Consider the following 20,594-nt stretch of genomic DNA (forward strand, 5'->3'; position numbering starts at 1 on the left):
TGGTTCTTGCGGCGCCAACCGGCTGCATGGCCTGCGCGCAGGCGTCAGTGATGATCCGAGGCTGCAAGGCCGGGGCCGGGCACCCGCCGCTGGCGCAGGCGGAACACCTGACGCAGCGTTTCCAGCGGCGTGACGGTGTGGAAGATGTCACCAAGCATCGCGGCATCCGCCTTCAGGCCCATCAACCAGCCGCCGCGTTTTTCATGCTTCATCGGGCTTTCGACGCCGGGCCAGCGGACCACGGCGATCTTCAACCCCTGCTCGATCCACAGCCCGTTGATGAACACCTCTAGCCCGAATTTCGGCAGGCTTTGCAGCGCATCGGCGCGGCTGGCCAGCAACTCGCGGCGCATCACCCGCTCGCCCGAGATGTAATCGATGCCCAGCCCGCGCCAGACCAGCGGCGCATTGCCACGCAGCGACAGCGAGGCATCGGCCCGCCCTTCCAGCACCGGGGCGATCAGCGCCGTCAGCTCGTCATGGTGCAGACCCAGAAGATCGCTGTCGAGCAGCAGGATATGGCTCGATGTCGCCTCGGCGATGCCGCGGGTGACGGCGCGGGTCTTGCCGCCGTTGCGATCCAGCCGGATGACCCGCAGATGCGGGGCACGCAGCGCCACCGCCTGCGCGCGGGCGGCAGTGTCGTCACTTGATCCATCGTCGATCACCACGATCTCGTGGATCAGCGGATGATCAAGCACCGCGTCCAGCACCGCACCGATGCGCGGAGCCTCGTTAAAGGCGGGGATGATGCAGCTTAGCGTCGGGGCGGTCATTTCCTTGTATACCTTTTCAGCAGCCAGATGATCCCGGCCAGAAGTATAACGCCGAGAAGCAGCAAAGAGATCCGTGCGATCCAGTCATCTATGCGACTATAAGCCGATCCGAACAGGTAACCGATGGCAACGAAGAACAGGCTCTTGGGGATGGTCGCGATCAGGTTCACCCACAGGAACTTTGCCAGCGGCATCCGCCCTAGCCCGGCGGCGACCAGCACCGCCGCCCCCGCCGAATGCGTCCATTTGCCAAAGATCAGCGTGCGCACGCCGCTGCGTTCGAAATGCCCAGCCAGTTTGGACAGGCGAGCGCGGTTCAGCCCCATGCGGTAGCGCCAGCGGATCGGCAGTCGATGCAGCCCCCAGCGTCCGAGCCCATAGAACAGCGCGTCGCCAAAAACATCGGCTAGGATCACCACGATGGCGACGCTCCAGACATCCAGAAGCCCGCGCGAGGCGACCCATGCGGCGATGACGGTCACGATAGGGCCTTCAAGCACCGCGATCGGGGCAAGAAGAACCAGCCCGTCCTTGGCGATCAGGGCTGCAACGGTTTCCAGTCCAAGCAAATGCTACTCCGCGGCTCCCGCCTTGGCCGGGGCCATATCCGTACCGCGCCAGGTGATCTCGCGCCCGGCCCATGTCGCAAGCCACAGCGGCACAAGCAAGAGGTCACGCACCAGCATGGCGCCAAGATCGCGCAGCGCCGATGGCCAGCCCGCCAGCCGCGCCAGCGCCCATTCCGCGCCATACCACAGCGCCAGCATTGCCGGCAGCCACGCCGCGCCGCCCAGCGCCAGCAGCGCCAGCACCGGCAGCAGCGGCCCCTGCGCGATTTCGGCGGCAAAGATCAACGGAAAGCCGTCGCGGCGCACCCGGCTCCAGCGCAACTGGCGATCCCAGACAAAGCGGGCGCTGCGGCCCCCGACGGGCTGGGCGAACAGTTGCGGCGCAAGCCGCACCTTCAGCCCCTGTGCCCGCACCAGCTTGGTCGAGGCGACATCTTCGGCAAGATTGCGCCCCAGCGCCGCCAACCCACCGCCGCGTTCCAGCACCTCGCGCTTCCAGAACAGCGTCTTGCCTTGGGCAAACCCCATGCCCAGCGCATCCGCCGCCAGTTGCCAGCGCCCTTGGCTGGTGTTGAGAAAAGCGCATTCCACCGAGCCCCAGAAATTCGCGGGCCGGATGCCCGCCGGCGGCGAGGTCACCAGCCCGGTGCGCCTATCCCAGCGGGTGATCAGCCGGTGCAGGTAATCGGGCGGCAGCAGCAGGTTGCTGTCGGTCATCGCCAGCCATTCGCCGCGCGCCTGAACATAGCCCTTGTGCAGGTTGTTGAGCTTGGGGTTGCCGCTGATGGCAGTATCGCCGATCAGCAGGCTGGCCTCGACCTGCGGGTTGTTGGCGATCAGCGCCCGGACCAGCGGCACGGCGGGATCGGTTTCGCGCGCCGCGCAAAAGATCACCTCGTAGCGCGGATATTCCTGCCGGAACGAGGATTCCAGCGTCTCGGCATCGAAGGCATCGACGCCGCAGACCGGCCGCACCAGCGAGATGAACGGCAGCGTGTCATCCACCGGCTCGCTCGCCGCGCCGCGCCGATAGCGCCACGCGGCCAGAGCGGCGGTCAGCAGATGTACCGCAAGGATCCCCAGCAAAGCGGTCAGCAGAAAGGTGGTCATGCCAACCCCTCCGCCAGTGCGCCAGCATTGCCCCGCGCGGGTCTCCCAGCGGGCAGTTGCGCGGGGACCGGCACATGCTGGATAAGGCTCAATGCGCCAGAGCCGTCTTCGGCCAGTGCGGTCAGGCTGTCGATCCAATCGCCACAGTTGGCATAGACCACGCCATCGTGGCGGCGCATCCCCGGCTTGTGCGAATGCCCACAGATCACCCCGACGGTGCCGGTTGCGCGCGCCAGCTTGACCAGCCGCTTTTCGAACCGGTCGCCCATCGCCAGCAGCGCGTTGGCGCGTGTGATGACGGCCTGCGCATAGCTTTCAGCATCCGGCTGCAGGCGGCCCCGGCGACGTTGCATCTCGTCGGCCTGCCGCAGCAACGCGTCCAGACGGCTGCCAAGCCGCGTCATGAAATGCCAGCGCAGGAAGCGCGGGTCGCACTGATCGCCATGCAACACCAGATAGCGGCGCCCGTCGGCGGCGGTATGCACCGCGGCTTCGCGCAGCTCCCAGCCCTCGACGCGGGCGTCCGGCTCGCGCATCCGCGTGTCGTGATTTCCCGGAAGATAGACGATCCGCGTTCCAGCCTTTGCCCGCCGCGCCAGATCGTCGAGTACCGCATCATGGGCATCGCCCCAATGCACCCGCCCGCCGTGCCAGAGGTCGAAGATATCGCCGACAAGATAGATCGTCTCGGCCTCGATGCCGTTCAGAAATTCCAGCACCATCCGGGGGCGACTTGCCCGCGCTCCAAGGTGAAGGTCGGACAGGAACAGGCTGCGCAAGCTGTTCACGGGCTTGGCGGAACCGCCAGATATGGGCGCCATCGGGAATGTCCTTGTTCGCTCGCGGGCCTTATCGCGCGGGCGTGTATCGGGAGTATGACGCTTATAAACGTATGATCCTTGATGTCGGTTCCAAGCATCCGCCGCGATTTTTCTGCAACGCGGCGCTGCGCATCAGATCGGGCCGGTGATGCTTTGCGGCGCGACCGAGACGGCCTTGAGAACGGCAAACACCTGTGCGCCCTCATGCAGGCCCAGCGCCTTGGCGGATCGCCGGGTGATGCGAGCCAGCAGCAGCTGGCCATCGACATCAAGCTGCACCAGCGCACCCGGCCCATTGCCAAGGCGTAGCGTACTGACCTGCGCGGGCAGAACGTTCAGCGCCGAGATCTCCTCGGGGCGGCGGGTGGCGATCATCACGTCCTGCGCTTGGATATGCACCCGCACGCCAGTGCCGACAGCGCCGCTGATGCGCGGCACCAGCAGGCGCAGCCGGCCCGCGCCCAGTTCGGTGATGCCATCTGCGTGCTGCGCCGCGATGCGCGCCTCAAGCATCGCCCCCGCCGCCCGCGCGCCCAGCGGGGTGATCGACGGATCGCCAAGGATCTGCGCCGCCGGGCCTTGCGCGCTGACCCGCCCGCCATCCAGCGCCACCACCGAGGTCGCCAGCCGCGCCACCTCGGCCGGGGCGTGGCTGACATAAAGCACCGGCACGCCGCCATGATCGCGCAGCCGTTCGAAATAGGGCAGGATCTCGGCCTTGCGCGCCTCGTCAAGCGCGGCAAGCGGCTCGTCCGCAAGGATCAGCGCCGGTTTCGACAGCAGCGCCCGCCCGATGGCAACGCGCTGGCGCTCTCCGCCCGACAGCTTGCCGGGGCGGCGCTCCAGCAGCGCACCAATGCCCAGCATCTCTACGACACGGGCAAAATCTGCCGAATCGGTTCCCCCGGCGAACCAGCCACCATAGCCAAGGTTCTGCCGCACGCTTAAATGCGGAAACAACCGCGCATCCTGAAAGATATAGCCGATTCGGCGGCGATGCGGCGGCAGCGCAATGCGCGCATTGCTGTCATACAGCGCCCGCTCGCCCAGCGTGATGCGCCCGGCGTCGGGCCGCGTCAGCCCTGCCACCGCGTTGATGATCGAGGTCTTGCCCGACCCCGAACGCCCGAACAGCACGGTCACGCCCTGCGGCGCCTCGAACCGGGCGTCCAGATGGAACGCGCCCAGCGTCTGGCGAATGTCGACCGTCAGGCTCATCTGCCCGCCACCCGCGCGGCGACCCGGCGCGACAGCAATTCAGACAGCAGCAAGGCCGCCATGGCGATGACGACCGATACCGCCACCAGCCGCAGCGCCGCGCCCTCGCCCCCCGGCACCTGCAGAAAGGCGTAGATCGCCGAGGGCAGCGTGCGCGTCTCGCCGGGAATGTTCGACACAAAGGTGATGGTGGCGCCGAATTCCCCCATCGCCTTGGCAAAGGCCAGCACCGCGCCAGCAAGAATGCCCGGCAGGCTCAGCGGCAAGGTCACCGTGGCAAACACCCACAGGCGCGAGGCCCCGAGCGTACCGGCGGCTTCTTCAAGCTTCGGGTCCACCGCCTCGATCGACAGGCGGATGGCCCGCACCATCAGCGGAAAGGCCATGATCCCCGCGGCCAGCGCCGCCCCCGTCCAGCGAAAGGCGAAAACGATGCCGATCTCTTTCAGCGCCGCGCCAATAGGCCCCCGCGTGCCGAAGGTCAGCAGCAGCAGGTAGCCCGTCACCACCGGCGGCAGGATCAGCGGCAAGAGCACCAGCCCGTTGACCAGTTGCTTGCCCGGGAACGACCAGCGCGCCAACGCAAAGGCGGTAAAGATGCCGAGCGGCAGCGCCCCTAGCGTCGCCCAAAGCGCCACCTTGAGCGAGAGCAGAACCGCCTGCCATTCCTCGGGGCCCAGCATGTTACGGGGTCAGCACGGCAAAGCCCTGCGCCTCGAAGGCGGCGCGCGCCTGCGCGCCTTGCAAGAAGGTCAGGAAATCCAGCGGATCGCCCTCGGCGATGGCGGCGACGGGATAGACGATGGGGGCGTGGCTGCTTTCGGGAAAACTGCCGAGGACGACGACCCGTGGCTCGGCCACCGCATCGGTGGCGTAGGTGATGCCCAACGGAGCCTCGCCCGCCGCGACCAACGCCAAAGCGGCGCGCACATTGTCGACCTGCGCGACCTGCGGCGCAACCGCCTCCCACAGACCCAGCGAGGTCAGCGCCGCCTTGCCGTAGATCCCGGCGGGCACCGAATCGACCAGCGCCATCGCCAGCTTGCCCTCCCCCAGCAGCCCCGGCAGATCGAGCGTGGGCGTGATCTCCACCGGTGCGCCCTGCCCGATCAGCACCAGCCGATTGCCAAGCAGATCGCGCCGTGTGTCCGGGTCGATCAGCCCCTCGCCCTGCAAGACATCCATCCATTGCTGGTTGGCCGAGATGAACACATCCGCTGGCGCTCCCGCCTCGATCTGCCGCGCCAACGCCGACGAACCCGCCAGCGAGACGCGCGCCGTATTGCCGGTTGCGGCGGTGTAGGCGGCCGAGATGTCATCCATCGCGGTTTTCAGGCTGGCGGCGGCAAAGACCGTAACGGTCTCGGCCTGAGCCGCCGCTGCGGTCACGGCAAGCAGGGCGGCGATACAGGTCAGGCGCATGGCATCCTCAACTGATGGCGATCGCCGGTCATATCGGCATGGCGGCGGCGCGTCCGCAAGCGTTAATTCCCAAAGGAAATATCGCCCGGCACGGCCAGCGGCTGATCCAGCGCCGGCAGAGCCCCCACCCCTGCTGTTCCAGCGTCCCGCACTGCTGCAGCACCTGCACGCGCCCAGCGCGGCGCTCCGCCCGGCGTTCATCACGTCGACAAGGCTGCATGGCCCGCTTGTCGCGCATAGCCATGGCGCGCCCGGCGGCCGCGATGGAGCCGGTGTCGCGGACCGACGACAACAGCTCGGCCTTGCCGAGGCCAAGCATGGCGTCCTTGCCAAAGACAAGGCGCACATAGGTGTCACGCTCGGGTCGGGCTGCGGTCATACACGAAAGCATGACCGGGGCGGACTTGCACATGCAGGTCGCCTGCGGTTCAGTGGAACGCCCCATCCCGGAAGGATGCCAATGTTCGACGCTCGCCTGCTGCCCCTGCAACGCCGCCTGCTGCACCCTGTGGCTCGATGGCTGTCTTTGCGCGGCGTCTCTGCCGATGCGATCAGCCTTGTCGGCTTTGCCTTTGGGGCCGCCGGAGCGCTGGCCGCGGCCTACGGGGCGTTTGGCCTGGCCTTGGCGGGCATTCTGGCCAACCGTATCGGCGACGGGCTGGACGGCGAGGTCGCGCGCATGGCAGGCGCCACCGACCGGGGCGCGTTTCTGGATATCGCGCTGGATTTCGTGTTCTATGCGCTGGTGCCACTGGGTTTTGCCGTGGCCGCGCCGCAAAACGCCCTGCCCGCAGCCCTGCTGATCGCCAGCTTTGTCGGAACGGGATCGTCCTTCCTTGCCTTTTCGGTCATCGCCGAGCGGCGCGGATTGCAGGCACAGGACTACCCGTCAAAGGGCATCTTCTACCTTGGCGGCCTGACCGAAGGCACCGAGACCATCGCGGTTCTCATCGCCATGTGTCTATGGCCGAGCGCCTTCCCATGGCTGGCGGGCGGCTATGCGCTGGCCTGCACCCTTACCACGCTGACGCGCTGGTACGCGGGCTGGACACTGCTGCGCTAGGCAGTCACACAAAAGGCGCGCCCCCGGCAGGGGCGCGCCTCATGCTGCCGCTTGGCAGAAATTCAGAGCAGTTCGAGGTTGATCGCGCTGTCGCGACCATCGCGGCCGGACTGAAGTTCGAACGACACCTTCTGGTTGTCCTGCAGGCCAGTCAGACCCGAACGTTCAACTGCCGAAATATGGACGAACACGTCCTTGCTGCCCCCATCGGGAGCGATGAAGCCGTAGCCCTTGGTGGTGTTGAACCACTTGACGGTGCCGGTTGCCATGGTCCTGGACCCTTCCTTGTAGATGCTGCCCGCGAGACTGCGGCAGCCTGGCCTTGTCGTCATGTTCGAGAGACACAGGCCGTATGGTTGGGTCGTCGAAGTAGAAGAACGTAAGCCCCCATATTATCTCATGAAGGCTGATTCGGTGCAACAGAGTTGCGCGCCCATTCGCAACCTATGGTGGATTACCGCGCAATTTGCGCGGCATTCCGTTTGCAGGCAAACGGCCTTAGCCCCGGACGATCCGGTTGACATGACCCATCTTGCGCCCCGGCTTCACAAGAGCCTTGCCGTACAAATGAATGGCCGTGTCGGTCTCTTGCGCCAGCTCTGGCAGCTTGTCCATGTCGTCGCCGATCAGGTTCTCCATCTGCACGTCCGCATAGCGGCTGCCATCGCCCAAAGGCCAGTCGGCCACGGCGCGGATATGCTGTTCGAACTGGTCGATCACGCAGCCATTCTGGGTCCAGTGCCCGGAATTATGCACCCGCGGCGCGATCTCGTTCACAAGCATGCCTCGCGAGGTCACGAACAGCTCGACCCCCATGACACCGACGTAATTGAGCGCATTGAGAATCCGTGCCGCCAGCAACACCGCATCGGTGCTTTGCCGCCCCGACAGGCGCGCGGGAACCGTGGTGGTGCGCAGGATGCCCATGCTATGGATGTTCTCGCCGGGATCGAAACAGGCGACAGACCCCTCGGCGCTGCGCGCGGCAATCACCGACACCTCGTAGTCGAATTCCACGAACCCCTCGAGGATCGCGGGCGCGCCCTTCATCTCGGCCAGCGCCGCTTCGGCCTGATCGGGCGAGTCGATGCGCACCTGCCCCTTGCCGTCATAGCCCAGCCGCCGGGTCTTGAGGATCGCCGGGCAACCGATCGCCCCAAGCGCCGCCTGAAGGTCCGCAAGACAGGTGATGTCGGAAAACGGCGCGGTGGTCAGGCCCAGATCGGTAAGAAAGGTCTTTTCGACCAGCCGGTCCTGACTGACCCGCAGCGCTTCGCGCCCCGGACGGATCGGGCGCAGCTCCTGCAGCAGGTCAAGCGCCTCGGTGGGGATGTTCTCGAACTCGTAGGTGATGACGTCGACCGACTCGGCAAAGGCGCTGAGCGCCGCCACGTCGTCATATCCGGCGGTGGTCACCGCATCGGCCACCTGCGCGGCTGGCGGGTTTTCCGACGGCTCGAAAATATGGCTGCGAAAGCCAAGCCGACTGGCCGCAACCGACAGCATCCGGCCAAGCTGGCCGCCGCCGAGAATGCCGATGGTCGCGCCTTGAGGAAGGGGATTGGTCATGAAAGCCTCCGTGCTGCCGTTGCGGCGTTGTCCCGCGAAACGCGCGCCGCCGCAAGCCGGTCAGTCGCGGACCGGCTCGTCGGGGATCGATGCCGACAGCGCCTCGCGCCACGCATCGAGCCGTTCGGCCAGCGCCGGGTCGTTCAGCGCCAGAATGCCCGCCGCCATCAGTGCCGCATTGGCCGCCCCGGCCCCGCCGATCGCCATGGTCGCGACCGGAAAGCCACGCGGCATCTGCACGATGGAATACAGGCTGTCGACCCCGGACAAGGCACGCGTCTGCACCGGCACGCCGATCACCGGCACACGGGTCTTGGATGCCATCATGCCCGGCAGATGCGCCGCGCCCCCGGCGCCGGCAATGATTGCCTGAAGCCCGCGCCCGGCGGCCTCCTTGCCATAAGACCAAAGCCGGTCCGGCGTGCGATGCGCGCTGACAATCCGCGTCTCGTAGGCCACGCCCAGCTCGTCGAGAATGCGCGCCGCTTCCTCCATCGTGGGCCAGTCCGACTGGCTGCCCATGATGATCCCGACCTTGACCTGTTGTTCCAACATTCCGTGTCCTTATCGCGAAAGAGACCCGTATCATAGCTGGCCTCGCAAGCTTGTCCATGCACGGTGCCGCCTGCTCCTTGCATCGCGCAAGCGTCGTCGGCAGAGGGGGCGCTGCCCCCCGCGCGATGCGCTCCCCCCGGGATATTTTTGGCCAGAAGAAGCACGGGGCATGGAGTGCCGGGCCTTCTTCTGGCTTCAAATATCCCCGCCGGAGGCATCCGACGTATCGCCAGGCGCAGCGCAGGGTCGGTTTGTCGTCAGCCGATCTTGTCCTGTGTTCTTGTCGCGAAATCCTCCGCGGAATGACGCTCGCGCAGCTGTTCCGACGGCTCGCCATTCATGGCATTGACCATGCGGCCGCGTTGCACGGCGGGGCGCTCGCCGATTTCGTCGGCCCAGCGGATGACGTTCTTGTAGATCCCAACGTCGAGAAACTCGCCGGCATTGTAGGATTTGCCGTGCACCGTCCGCCCGTACCACGGCCAGATGGCGATATCGGCGATGGTGTAGTCATCGCCCACCATGAAGCGGTTCTGTGCCAGGTGTTTGTCGAGCACATCCAGCTGGCGCTTCACCTCCATTGCGAAACGGTTGATCGGATATTCCATCGGATAGGGCGCATAGGCGTAAAAATGCCCGAAGCCGCCACCAAGGTAAGGGGCCGAACCCATCTGCCACATCAGCCAGGACAGCATCTCTGCGCGTTTGTCCCCGGTCGCAAGGAAGGCTCCGAATTTCTCGGCCAGATGCAACAGGATCGCCCCGGATTCAAAGACTCGCACCGGCGCCGCGCCGCTCCGATCGATCAGCGCCGGAATCTTGGAATTGGGGTTCACCTCGACAAAGCCGGATCCGAACTGGTCGCCATCCGCGATCTTGATCAGCCAGGCGTCATATTCCGCCGCGAACCCGGCCTCGAGCAACTCTTCGAACAGGATCGTCACCTTTTGCCCGTTCGGCGTGGCAAGGCTGTAAAGCTGAAACGGATGCTCTCCGACCGGCAGCGCCTTGTCATGGGTCGCCCCCGAGACAGGCCGGTTGAGCGAGGCCCACTGGCCCCCGTTCTCGGCATCCCATGTCCAGACCTTCGGCGGTGTGTATTCTTCGGTCATCCCGAGCTCCTGTATGTTGTTTTGCAGAACCCTAGCCTGCGTGACCAGGAATGCCAGACCCGGCGCTGTTCGCTGACGCACAGGGCGCTTCGCTTTCACCAATCATGCGCTATCTGTGGTCGCATGGATACGCTTCCCCTCGCCCTTGAGAACTGGTTCGCGGCGCGTGACTGGCAGATGCACCCGCATCAGCGCGACATGCTGGCGCGGGCCGATGCGCCCTGCCTGCTGCTGATCGCGCCAACCGGGGGCGGCAAGACGCTCGCGGGTTTCCTGCCGACGCTGGCCGAGCTGACCGCGCAGCCGCGCGGCGGGCTGCATACGCTTTATGTCTCGCCGCTCAAGGCGCTGGCCAGCGACATTCGCCGCAACCTGCTGATCCCTATCGAAGAAGCGAGCCTGCCGATCCGGGTCGAGGACCGCACAGGCGACACCCCGTCCAGCCGCAAGCGCCGCCAGTGCGCCGACCCGCCGCAGATTCTGCTCACCACGCCGGAATCGTTGGCGCTGCTGACCAGCTATGAGGACGCGCCGCGCATGTTCGCCGGACTGCAACGGGTGGTCATCGACGAGATCCATGCGCTGGCCGAAAGCAAGCGGGGCGATCAGCTGATGCTGTCGCTGGCGAGGCTTCAGACCCTATGCCCCGATCTGCGCCGCGTCGGCCTGTCCGCCACGGTCGAAGATCCGCAAGCCATCGCCCGTCTGCTCAACCGCGCCCCTGACCCCTGCGAGATCCTGCTGGCCGATCCCGGCCCCGAGCCCGACATACAGATGCTGACCACCGATGCGCCGCCGCCATGGTCGGGGGGCGGTGCGGCTTATGCCATCCCGGCGGTGCTGGACGAGGTGAAGCGCCACAACACCACGTTGATTTTTCACAATACGCGGGCACAGGCCGAGATATTCTTTCACAAGCTCTGGCTTGCCAATGAGGACGCACTGCCCATCGGCATCCACCACGGCAGCCTCGACCGTGCCCAGCGCGAAAAAGTCGAGGCGGCGATGGTGAACGGCGATCTGCGCGCCATCGTCTGCACTGGCTCGCTGGATCTGGGCATTGACTGGGGCGATGTGGATCTGGTGATCCAGATTGGCGCCCCCAAGAACGTCAAGCGGCTGGTGCAGCGCATCGGGCGCGCCAACCACCGCTACAACGCGCCGTCCAAGGCGCTGCTGGTGCCCGCCAATCGGTTCGAGGTGGTGGAATGCGTTGCCGCGCTCGAAGCCGTGCGCGCGCATGATCTCGACGGGGAATGGCGCGGGCGTGGGCCACGTGATGTGCTGTGCCAGCACATCCTGATCGCCGCCTGCGCCAGCCCGTTCGATGCGGGGGCGCTTTATGCCGAGATGACCTCGGCCGGGGCCTATGCTGACCTGACACGCGCCGAATTCGACGCTTGCCTCGATTTCTGCTCTACGGGCGGCTATGCGCTGCGCGCCTATGACCGCTGGCAGCGCATCCTGCTACGCCCGGACGGGCTTTGGCAACTGCGCGATCCGCGCGCAGCGGCGCGTATCCGTATGAACATCGGCACGATTCAGGACACCGACACGCTCAAGGTCCGCTGGCGCGGGCGCGGCGCACGGCTGGGCGAGATCGAGGAAAGCTTTGCCGCCTCGCTGACCAAGGGCGATACCTTCCTGATCGGCGGCCAGATCGTGCGCTACGAAGGGCTGCGCGAGATGACCGTGGAGGTCACCCGTGACGCGGCGAAGAAGCCTAAGATCGCCACCTTCATGGGCACCAAATTCGCCACCTCAACGCAGCTATCGCACCGCATCCTGCGCATGTTCGAACAGGGGCATTGGCCCGAACTTCCGACTCATACCGCACAATGGCTGGCGCTGCAGCGCGAGGTATCCCAACTGCCGACCGAAGGCCGCCTGCTGATCGAGAGCTTCCCCCATGACGGGCGCGAACAGCTCGTCGCCTACGGCTTTGCCGGGCGCAACGCCATGCAGACACTGGGGCTGCTGCTGACCAAGCGGATGGAGGAGGAAGGGCTGGCCCCCATGGGCTTTGTCGCGTCGGATTACGCGGTGCTGATCTGGGGGCTGGACGCGGTGATCGACCCTGCTCCGCTGTTCGATCTGGAACGGCTCGAGGCCGGGCTGGAGGGCTGGCTACAAGGCAACGCGGTGATGAAACGGACCTTCCGCGCCTCGGCCACCATCGCCGGGCTGATCGAGCGCAACACCGCAGGGGCCCGCAAGAGCGGCCGTCAGGCAACCATGTCGTCGGATATCCTGTATGACACGTTGGTGAAATACGACCCCGACCACCTGCTGCTGCAGATCACCCGCGAAGAGGCCATGCGCGGGCTGGTCGATTTCGCGCGCATTCGTGAAATGTGCGCACGGGTGGAAGGGCGTATCGACCTGCGCCGCTTGTCGCGGGTATCGCCGCTGTCGGCACCGCTGCTTCTGGAGCCGGGCCGCGTGCCGGTCCGCGGCTCGGCCGAAGAGCGGCTGCTTGAAGAAGAGGTAACGGCGCTGCTCGAGGTTTCCGGCCTTGCGCAGATATCAACCACCTGAGGGGGGCCAGCCCCCCGCCTGCGGCTCCCCCCGGAGTTTACTTGGCAAGATGAAGATGGGGCGCGGCGCCAGCCCCTTCATCTTGCCAGAAAAACTCCCGCCGGAGGCCGGCCGAAGATAGCGGCCTCGCGCGGCGGTCAGGAATACTCGGCAAGGCGAGCCACGTAGCGCGCCATGGTGTCGATCTCGAGGTTGACCTTGTCGCCCACTGCCACGCTGCCCCATGTGGTGACGTCCTTTGTGTGAGGGATGAAGTTGATGCCAAAGACCGATCCTTGCACTTCGTTTACCGTCAGCGAGGTGCCGTTCAGTGCCACCGAGCCCTTTGGGGCGATGAACCGCGCCAGATCGTCGGGCGCGCGCAGCTGCACCCGCGTACTGTCGCCTTCATCGGTGAGCGAAACCACCTCGGCCAGACCGTCGACATGGCCAGAAACGATGTGCCCGCCCAATTCGTCGCCGACCTTCAGCGCGCGTTCGAGGTTGACGCGGCGGCCCGGTTCCCAAGTGCCGAGGTTGGTCTTCGACAGTGTCTCTGCCGAGATCTGCATGTCGAACCAGTCGTCCCCGAGCGCGACCACGGTCAGGCAGACGCCATCGCAGGCGATGGACGCGCCGATGTCGATGCTGCCCGTGTCGTAGCTGGTGCCGATACGGGCGGTCAGATCGCCCGCTTTCTCGAGGGCGCGGATCTCGCCCATATCCGTTACGATGCCGGTGAACATCACTTGCCTCCATCCCGCGGCGCGGGTCTTAATTTCGCCGGAAAGCCGCGCTAGGCTTCGGCAGTCCTTTTATCCATTACCGGGGCACCCTGACCATGGCAACCATGCCAGATGCCACGCCCGCAGGCCGCGTCTTTCTGTGCCTGCAAGGGCCGCACGGGCCGTTCTTTCATCGCCTCGCCGGAATGCTGCGGCAGGCCGGAGCCGAGGTCTGGCGGGTTGGGTTCAACGCCGGCGACCGCGCGTTCTGGTTTCATCCGGGCAGCTACATCGCCTTCGACGCCCCGCAAGCGGCGTGGCCGGACACCTTCGCACGGCTGCTCGAGGAAAAGCGTGTCACGGACCTTGTGATCTATGGCGACACCCGCCCGATCCATGCCGAGGCAGTGCGGGCTGCCAAGGCGCGCGGTCTGACCGTGCATGTCTTCGAAGAAGGCTACATGCGGCCCTATTGGGTGACATACGAGCGCGGCGGCGCCAACGGGCATTCGCGGCTGATGCGGATGAGCGTCGCCGACATGCGCTGCGCTTTGGCGAAATCCGACATGGAGGCACCGCTGCCCCCCGGCCATTGGGGCGACATGCGCCAGCATGTGTTCTACGGCGCGCTCTACCACTGGTTCGTGATGTTCCGGAACGGCGCCTATCGCGCCTTTCGCCCGCATCGCACCTTGTCGGTCGGTCAGGAATTCCAGCTGTACGTCAAGCGCCTGCTGATGATGCCGCTGCACCGGGCCGAGCGGTTGCTGGAAACCATGCGCATCCGGCGCGGCGGCTTCCCCTATCACCTCGTGCTGATGCAGCTTGAGCATGATGCCAGCTTTCGCGACCATTCGCCCTTTGGCTCGATGACCGAGTTTGTCGAGCTGGTGATCGACGGTTTCACCAAGGGCGCGCCCGGCCACCATCACCTTGTCTTCAAGGCCCACCCGCTGGAAGATGGCCGCGCCCCGGTGCTGCGCGCCATCCGCGAGGCCGCCAGCCGCGCTGGCATCGCGCACCGGGTGCATTTCGTGCGCGGCGGCAAGCTGGCGCGGCTGCTGGACGATGCCCGCAGTGCGGTGACGGTGAATTCCACCGCCGGGCAGCAGGTGCTGTGGCGCGGCATCCCGCTGCGGGTCTTTGGCGATGCGGTTTATGCCAAACCGGATTTCGTCTCGGCCCAGCCTCTGCCCGAGTTCTTTGCGAGGCCGACCCAGCCCGACAACCGCGCCTACCGCGATTTCCGCCGATATCTGCTGGAAACCAGTCAGGTTCCGGGCGGGTTCTATTCCTCGCGCGGGCGGCGACAGCTGCTGCGGCTGGTGGTTGACATGATGCTTGGCCCCGACGATCCCTACGATGCGCTGACCCGGGGAACCGCGGCCCCTCGGCAACAGTTGCGCGTCGTGCACTGACCCTCCTCCCCCCTCGTGCTGGATTTGGAACAGTATTTTCGATACGTTAATTCAAAAATTCGAGGCATAAGAATTAACGGGTCGAGGAGACCGAGCAGTGAAACCATCCACCAAACGATGGGTGAAGACCGTCGCGTTGCTGGCCGCCGTGTCGCTTCTTGCGGCTTGCGCCCTGCCGCGGTCTGGCCCCAACAAGCGCGAGATCTATGCCGGCTCCGTCCAGCGTGAGGGCGATTCCTTTGTCGTCTCCGTCAACGACCGGGTGACCCGCGCCACCGCCCTTGTTCCCGCGCTTGGCTTTTCCGAAGGCTTCCGCAATGCCTCCATGCTCGGCTCGGACACGATCCGGGCTGGCGATACCCTTGGCCTGACGGTCTGGGAAAACGTCGACGACGGGCTGCTGGCGGCGGAAGCGGCCAATGCCACGGTGCTTGAAGAAGTACAGGTCGACGGCTCCGGTTTCATTTTTGTGCCCTATGCGGGGCGCATCAAGGCGGCGGGCAACACGCCCGACGCCATCCGCCGCGTGATCACCACGAGCCTCTCCGACCAGACCCCCGACCCGCAGGTCGAGGTGCGCCGCCTTGCCGGGGACGGCTCGACCGTCAGCCTGCTGGGCGCGGTCGGCGGACAGGGCGTCTATGCGATCGAGCGCCCGACCCGCACGCTGGCCTCGATGCTGGCCCGCGCCGGCGGCATCACCATCACCCCCGAGGTGGCGCAGGTATCGGTCACCCGTGGCAACCAGACCGAAAAGATCTGGTTTCAGGATCTGCACAAGCAGCCCGGCTATGACATCGCCCTGCGCGGCGGCGACAAGATCCTTGTCGAACAGGACACCCGCGCCTTTACCGCACTGGGGGCCACTGGCACGCAGGCCCGCGTGCCCTTCGAAACCCAGACCCTGTCGGCGGTCGAGGCCATCGCCACCGTGGGCGGCCTGCTGCCCGCCTCGGCGGACCCGACCGGCGTCTTCGTGCTGCGCAACGAACCCGCCGAGATCGCCAACCAAGTGCTGGGCCGGTCCGATCTGATCGGTGCGCAGCGCATGGTCTATGTGCTCGACCTGACCAAGCCCAACGGCATGTTCATGGCCCGCGATTTCGTGGTGCGCGATCAGGACACGCTTTACGTGACCGAAGCGCCCTATGCCCAGTGGGCCAAGGTGATTTCCGCCCTGACCAGCCCGCTTGGCGCTGTCAGCACCGTGGCCAGCACCGCCGCGGTCATCAACGGAAGCTGATCCTGTCGGAGAACGACATGCCGCACGCCGGGGGGGAAACCCTCCGGCGTCTTTGCGTTTACAATGGCGGCTTCCTGCGCCAGCAGCGCCTGCGCCGGATTCTGAAACTGGCGGGCTGGCGCGTCTCGCTTGGCCTGCCGCGCGGCGATGACCATGTCGGGGTCTGGGGGCAATCCCCTTATGCGAAACGCGGCGGGGCGGTTGCCGCACGATGCGGCGCGCCGCTGCTGCGCGTCGAGGATGGCTTTCTGCGCTCGCTTCACCCCGGACGCAACGGCGAGCCGCCCATCGGCCTGTTGCTCGACCGCGCAGGCGTGCATTTCGATGCGCGCGTGCCGAGCGATCTGGAAACGCTGCTGCTGACCCATCCGCTGGATGATCACGCCCTGCTCGAACGCGCGCGCGGCGCCATTGCCCGAATGCGCCAAGGCCACCTGACCAAATACGCCGCCGTCGATCCCACGCTGCCCGTGCCCGAGCCGGGCTATGTGCTGGTGATCGATCAGACCGCGGGCGATGCCTCGGTGATCGCCTCTGGCGCTGATCGCAACCGCTTTCGCGAGATGCTTTACTGGGCGCGCGAGGAACACCCCGGCAAGCGCATCTTGCTGCGCTGCCATCCCGAAACGCAGGCCGGCCATCGCAAGGGGCATTTCCGCAAGGGCGATTGCGGCGGCCCGGTGTCGATGCACAGCGATCCGGTCTCGCCCTGGGCTTTGCTGGAGGGGGCGGTGGCGGTCTATACCGTCAGCTCGCAGATGGGGTTCGAGGCAATCCTTGCCGGCCACCGCCCCCGCGTCTTTGGCACGCCGTTCTACGCGGGCTGGGGCCTGAGCGATGACGAGGCCCCCATCACCCGCCGCCAGCGCCGGCTGACGCGCACCCAGCTGTTTGCCGCCGCGATGATCCTCTACCCGACATGGTATGATCCCTGCCGCGACCGGCTTTGCCCGCTAGAGGACGTGCTGGCGCAGCTGGAAGCGCAGACCCGTGCGTGGCGCGAAGATCGCCACGGCTGGGTCGCGACCGGAATGCGGCTATGGAAGCGCAAGCACCTTCAGCGGTTCTTTGGCGGTGTGCAGCCGGTGCGCTTCGCCCGCAGCGCCCCCGAAGCGCGGGCCATGGCCGATGTCGACCCCGCCAGCGGCAAGACCCCGCCCCGCCTCATGGCATGGGCCACCACCGCCGAGGATGCACAGGCGGTGCGCGTCGAAGACGGCTTTCTGCGCTCTCGCGGGCTGGGGGCCGAGCTGACGCCGCCGCTGTCACTGGTCTGCGATCCGATGGGCATCTATTACGACCCCACCCGCGCCTCGACGCTGGAACGGATGATCGCGGATTCGCCGCTGCTGCGCCCGGATGCCTTGCTGCGCGCCGAACGGTTGGCAGCGCGGCTCGTGGCCGACGGCCTGACGAAATACAACCTTGCAGGCGCGCTGCCGCCGCTGCCCGACGGCCATCGCATCCTTGTGCCCGGACAGGTCGAGGACGACGCCTCGATCCGGCTGGGCAGCCCGCAGATGACCTCGAACGCGGCGCTGCTGGAGCGGGTTCGCGCCGAAAACCCCGGCGCAGTGATCCTGTGGAAACCGCATCCCGACGTGCTCGCAGGGCTGCGCCCCGGCGCGGTCGAACATCCCTGGCAATGGGCCGACCTGACCGTCAGCGGCGACATGGCCGCGCTGCTGGGGCAGGTGCACGAAGTCTGGACCATGACCTCGCTCACCGGGTTCGAGGCGCTGCTGCGCGGCGCAGCGGTCACCACGTTGGGCGCGCCGTTTTACGCCGGCTGGGGGCTGACGTGCGATCTTGGCCCGGTTCCGGCGCGCCGCCTGCACGGCCCGCGCCCGTCACTGGCCGGGCTGGTCCATGCCACGCTGATCGCCTATCCGCGTTATCGCGATCCGCTCACCGGCCTGCCCTGCCCGGTCGAGGTGGTCGCAGACCGGCTCGCCGCCGGACCCCTGCGCAGCGGCCCCGGCAATCGCACGCTTTCAAAGCTTCAGGGCTTGCTGGCCAGCCGCGCCGGGCTTTGGCGCCGCTAGGCCCCTTGTTCCGGGCCGCCCGCACTGCGATATAGTCAGTCAACGGTTCCGGCCCCTCGCGGCCACGACAGTCTGGAGTGAACGATATGCTGAAAGGTTTGGGCGGGCTTGGCGACATGGCCAAGATGATGAAGACCGCACAGGACATGCAGGGCAAGATGGCCCAGCTGCAAGAGGATCTGAAGACCATCACCGTGGTCGGCCAATCCGGCGCGGGTCTTGTCAAGGCGACCGCCTCCGCCAAGGGCGAGCTGAAGGCATTGGATATCGACCCGTCGATCTTCAACGGCGACGACAAGGAAGTGGTCGAAGACCTGATCCTTGCCGCGATAAAGGAAGCGCAGACCAAGGCGCAAGAGCGCGCGCAGGAAGAGATGCAGAAGCTGACCTCGGAAATGGGCCTGCCCGCCGACATGAAGCTGCCGTTCTGACGCGCCTGCCGGGTCCGCCCGGCATGGAAACAAAGGTGCCCGCTTGGCCGACCGTACCGAGATCGACGTTCTGATCGAGCTGATGGCAAAACTGCCGGGGCTCGGGCCGCGCTCTGCGCGGCGCGCGGTGCTGCACCTTGTGCGCAAGCGGGCATTGCTGCTGACACCGCTGGCCGATGCCATTGGGCGCGTTGCCGTCAGCGCCCGTGAATGCATCAACTGCGGCAATGTCGGCACATCGGACCTGTGCCCGATCTGCGCCGATCCGCAGCGCGCCAATGGCCAGATCTGCGTGGTCGAAGACGTCGCCGATCTGTGGGCGATGGAACGCAGCAAGGTGTTCAAGGGCCGCTATCACGTGCTCGGCGGCACGCTGTCGGCGCTTGACGCCATCGGCCCGAACGAGCTGCGCATCCCGCAACTGGTGCACCGCATCGAAGACGAGGCGGTGTCCGAGATCATCCTTGCACTGAACGCCACGGTCGATGGCCAGACCACGGCGCATTACATCGCCGACCAGCTGGAAACCCGCGTCGAGCTGACCTCTCTGGCGCAGGGCGTGCCGATCGGCGGCGAGCTCGATTACCTTGACGACGGCACCATCACCGCCGCGCTGAACGCGCGGCGGAAGGTCTAGGCGTCAATCGTTCCACCACTTCGAGACCTGCGCCAGCTTGCCGGCGGCCGATTGCGCAGCATCATCGCCAAAGGCGCTGACCGTCTCGAGCATGGTCGACAGGATGCCGCTCCAGTCCGGGTCGAAATCCGACATCTCCTCCACCGTGGGTATCGCGCCCGACGCCGTCTCCCATGCCTTGCCCGGTGCCTGACTGACGCTGTCCCAGATTTCGGCAGGCTTTGGCACGCTCATATTGCAGACCGTCAGTTCTTCCTCGATCTGCCCCTGATCGGGGTCAAAGACCTTCTGAAGATCGCGCATGTCGATTATGGTCTGGCACAGGTCGTAGATCTCCAGACTCGTCGCGGCGGCGATGACCGCAATGCCCCAGAAGGGAATGGCTTCGCCGGCCATCGAGGCAGTGTCGCGCGCCGCCGCCTTGGCGGTTCTCGAAGCGACCCGTTTCGCGATATCTTCCGATTGCTGACGCGCAAGCTTGAAGCCTGCCCGCGCCGCCATCAGCTCCGCAGTGTGTTCCGCCATCTGCGTTTTCAACTTGCGCTCCGAAGCCCGGCTGAGCGACAGCGCCTCGCCCTGCTCGGCCAGTTTCGCGCGCAGCTCACTGTTCACCCGCCGGTCGGCGATATGATCCGCATCGACGGCATCAAGCTGCTGGCGAAGCTGCGCATTGTCCCGTGACAGGACCGCGTTCCTTGCGTTGAGCTGGTCGCCGGGCAGATCCAGAAGGCCGCCCAGAGTATAGCCGCCGAACAGCAGCACATTCACTGCGAGCGATAGCGCCAGAAGCAACACCGCGAGCACGCGCCAGATGCCTTTGGCAAAGCGAAAGACAGAGCTGACAAGCCATTTGAGTGATTGAAAAGTCATTGAAGTATCTCAGTTGAAAAAAAGTATCTCCAAATCATGGGCTTGCGGAATTCACGGATGCAAGGCCAAACCGGCACACCGGCGCATCCGGAATGGCCGCCGCCGCTTAGCGTTGTGCTTCGTGGGCAATGGAAGAGACAGCGCAATGGCCACGGCAAAGACAGGGCCGCGCGTACAACTGGCGCATGGCGACATTTTCTACGGGGCGGCCCAGATCGACGGCGAAAGCTTCATGAGCCGCGAGCGCGCCCCCGTTCCGCGAACGATACCGACCGTGGCGATCTCAGCGACAAGACATGAAAGAACGATGCTGAAATCTGCGGCGGGGCACTGGCGCAAAGCCGCGCGCTGTCAGATGATCTTGGCCAGATCCACGATGACGTCGCGCCATCGATCATCGAGCCCGCCCTGCCACGCAAGCTGTTCATCGCAGACATCTGCCGCTTTGCCGCAGAGGCCGCCGACCGACCGTAGCATGATCACACCCTCTTGC

22 protein-coding genes are annotated in these 20,594 nt (G+C 66.0%); 7 read left to right on the forward strand and 15 right to left on the reverse strand.

The window, feature by feature from the left end:
• Positions 1–44: 44 nt before the first annotated feature.
• From Q4543_RS02290 to Q4543_RS02325, 8 genes are all read right to left on the reverse strand, one after another.
• On the reverse strand, positions 45–776 hold the full coding sequence (locus Q4543_RS02290) for a glycosyltransferase family 2 protein (RefSeq protein WP_303436152.1): 732 nt from the start codon (positions 774–776) through the stop codon (positions 45–47).
• Positions 773–1,345 carry a DedA family protein gene (locus tag Q4543_RS02295; RefSeq protein ID WP_216003331.1) on the reverse strand — a complete coding sequence of 191 codons (573 nt, stop codon included), beginning with the start codon at positions 1,343–1,345 and terminating at the stop codon, positions 773–775. The genes Q4543_RS02290 and Q4543_RS02295 overlap by 4 nt, the downstream gene beginning before the upstream one ends.
• A gap of 3 nt (positions 1,346–1,348) precedes the next feature.
• Entirely contained in the window at positions 1,349–2,455 is a 1,107-nt protein-coding gene (locus tag Q4543_RS02300) for a ceramide glucosyltransferase (RefSeq protein WP_303436153.1), read from the reverse strand.
• Positions 2,452–3,276: a UDP-2,3-diacylglucosamine diphosphatase gene (locus Q4543_RS02305; RefSeq protein WP_303436154.1), complete on the reverse strand. Its 825-nt coding sequence runs from the start codon at positions 3,274–3,276 to the stop codon at positions 2,452–2,454. Before Q4543_RS02305 ends, Q4543_RS02300 begins: the two co-directional genes overlap by 4 nt.
• Before the next feature lie 132 nt (positions 3,277–3,408).
• Positions 3,409–4,494, reverse strand: a complete 1,086-nt coding sequence (gene modC, locus Q4543_RS02310; protein WP_303436155.1) for a molybdenum ABC transporter ATP-binding protein — start codon at positions 4,492–4,494, stop codon at positions 3,409–3,411.
• Complete coding sequence (modB, locus tag Q4543_RS02315; RefSeq protein WP_303436156.1) at positions 4,491–5,177, reverse strand: molybdate ABC transporter permease subunit; 687 nt, start codon at positions 5,175–5,177, stop codon at positions 4,491–4,493. Before modB ends, modC begins: the two co-directional genes overlap by 4 nt.
• Before the next feature lies 1 nt (position 5,178).
• Positions 5,179–5,916 (reverse strand): molybdate ABC transporter substrate-binding protein, encoded by a 738-nt coding sequence (modA, locus tag Q4543_RS02320; RefSeq protein ID WP_303436158.1) that lies wholly within the window; start codon positions 5,914–5,916, stop codon positions 5,179–5,181.
• Between the two features lie 28 nt (positions 5,917–5,944).
• Positions 5,945–6,295 carry a hypothetical protein gene (locus Q4543_RS02325; RefSeq protein ID WP_303436159.1) on the reverse strand — a complete coding sequence of 117 codons (351 nt, stop codon included), beginning with the start codon at positions 6,293–6,295 and terminating at the stop codon, positions 5,945–5,947.
• Between the two features lie 81 nt (positions 6,296–6,376).
• Between Q4543_RS02325 and Q4543_RS02330 the strand changes: the two genes are divergently transcribed.
• Complete coding sequence (locus tag Q4543_RS02330) at positions 6,377–6,979, forward strand: CDP-alcohol phosphatidyltransferase family protein (RefSeq protein ID WP_303436160.1); 603 nt, start codon at positions 6,377–6,379, stop codon at positions 6,977–6,979.
• A gap of 62 nt (positions 6,980–7,041) precedes the next feature.
• Here the strand turns inward: Q4543_RS02330 and Q4543_RS02335 are convergent, their stop codons facing one another.
• From Q4543_RS02335 to yghU, 4 genes are all read right to left on the reverse strand, one after another.
• Positions 7,042–7,248 carry a cold-shock protein gene (locus Q4543_RS02335; protein WP_216003338.1) on the reverse strand — a complete coding sequence of 69 codons (207 nt, stop codon included), beginning with the start codon at positions 7,246–7,248 and terminating at the stop codon, positions 7,042–7,044.
• 229 nt (positions 7,249–7,477) lie between these two features.
• Positions 7,478–8,548 carry a 5-(carboxyamino)imidazole ribonucleotide synthase gene (locus Q4543_RS02340; protein WP_303436161.1) on the reverse strand — a complete coding sequence of 357 codons (1,071 nt, stop codon included), beginning with the start codon at positions 8,546–8,548 and terminating at the stop codon, positions 7,478–7,480.
• A gap of 60 nt (positions 8,549–8,608) precedes the next feature.
• Complete coding sequence (purE, locus tag Q4543_RS02345; RefSeq protein ID WP_303436162.1) at positions 8,609–9,103, reverse strand: 5-(carboxyamino)imidazole ribonucleotide mutase; 495 nt, start codon at positions 9,101–9,103, stop codon at positions 8,609–8,611.
• Between the two features lie 257 nt (positions 9,104–9,360).
• Complete coding sequence (gene yghU / locus Q4543_RS02350) at positions 9,361–10,215, reverse strand: glutathione-dependent disulfide-bond oxidoreductase (protein WP_303436163.1); 855 nt, start codon at positions 10,213–10,215, stop codon at positions 9,361–9,363.
• Between the two features lie 123 nt (positions 10,216–10,338).
• On the opposite strand from yghU, the gene Q4543_RS02355 reads away from it, so the two are divergent.
• On the forward strand, positions 10,339–12,753 hold the full coding sequence (locus Q4543_RS02355; protein ID WP_303436164.1) for a ligase-associated DNA damage response DEXH box helicase: 2,415 nt from the start codon (positions 10,339–10,341) through the stop codon (positions 12,751–12,753).
• A 137-nt stretch (positions 12,754–12,890) separates the two neighbouring features.
• On the opposite strand, the gene Q4543_RS02360 is transcribed toward Q4543_RS02355, so the two are convergent.
• The gene (locus Q4543_RS02360) at positions 12,891–13,478 is read right to left on the reverse strand and encodes a riboflavin synthase (protein ID WP_303436166.1); all 588 of its coding nucleotides are present in this window, start codon (positions 13,476–13,478) and stop codon (positions 12,891–12,893) included.
• Positions 13,479–13,582: 104 nt separating this feature from the next.
• Here Q4543_RS02360 and Q4543_RS02365 point away from each other — a divergent pair, with 104 nt between their 5' ends.
• From Q4543_RS02365 to recR, 5 genes are all read left to right on the forward strand, one after another.
• Positions 13,583–14,875: a capsule biosynthesis protein gene (locus Q4543_RS02365; RefSeq protein WP_303436316.1), complete on the forward strand. Its 1,293-nt coding sequence runs from the start codon at positions 13,583–13,585 to the stop codon at positions 14,873–14,875.
• 97 nt (positions 14,876–14,972) lie between these two features.
• Positions 14,973–16,118 (forward strand): polysaccharide biosynthesis/export family protein, encoded by a 1,146-nt coding sequence (locus Q4543_RS02370; RefSeq protein WP_303436167.1) that lies wholly within the window; start codon positions 14,973–14,975, stop codon positions 16,116–16,118.
• A gap of 17 nt (positions 16,119–16,135) precedes the next feature.
• On the forward strand, positions 16,136–18,163 hold the full coding sequence (locus Q4543_RS02375) for a capsular polysaccharide biosynthesis protein (RefSeq protein ID WP_303436168.1): 2,028 nt from the start codon (positions 16,136–16,138) through the stop codon (positions 18,161–18,163).
• A gap of 86 nt (positions 18,164–18,249) precedes the next feature.
• A complete protein-coding gene (locus Q4543_RS02380) occupies positions 18,250–18,594 on the forward strand; it encodes a YbaB/EbfC family nucleoid-associated protein (RefSeq protein WP_303436169.1) in 345 nt (114 codons plus the stop codon).
• A gap of 43 nt (positions 18,595–18,637) precedes the next feature.
• Positions 18,638–19,231 (forward strand): recombination mediator RecR, encoded by a 594-nt coding sequence (gene recR / locus Q4543_RS02385; protein WP_216003347.1) that lies wholly within the window; start codon positions 18,638–18,640, stop codon positions 19,229–19,231.
• A gap of 3 nt (positions 19,232–19,234) precedes the next feature.
• Here the strand turns inward: recR and Q4543_RS02390 are convergent, their stop codons facing one another.
• Positions 19,235–20,101, reverse strand: a complete 867-nt coding sequence (locus Q4543_RS02390) for a hypothetical protein (RefSeq protein ID WP_303436171.1) — start codon at positions 20,099–20,101, stop codon at positions 19,235–19,237.
• 351 nt (positions 20,102–20,452) lie between these two features.
• Positions 20,453–20,578: a hypothetical protein gene (locus tag Q4543_RS02395; protein ID WP_303436172.1), complete on the reverse strand. Its 126-nt coding sequence runs from the start codon at positions 20,576–20,578 to the stop codon at positions 20,453–20,455.
• Positions 20,579–20,594 lie beyond the last annotated feature (16 nt).

Origin of the sequence: Salipiger sp. 1_MG-2023 (assembly GCF_030547555.1) — a bacterium.
In the GTDB taxonomy this organism is placed as follows: Bacteria; Pseudomonadota; Alphaproteobacteria; order Rhodobacterales; family Rhodobacteraceae; genus Salipiger.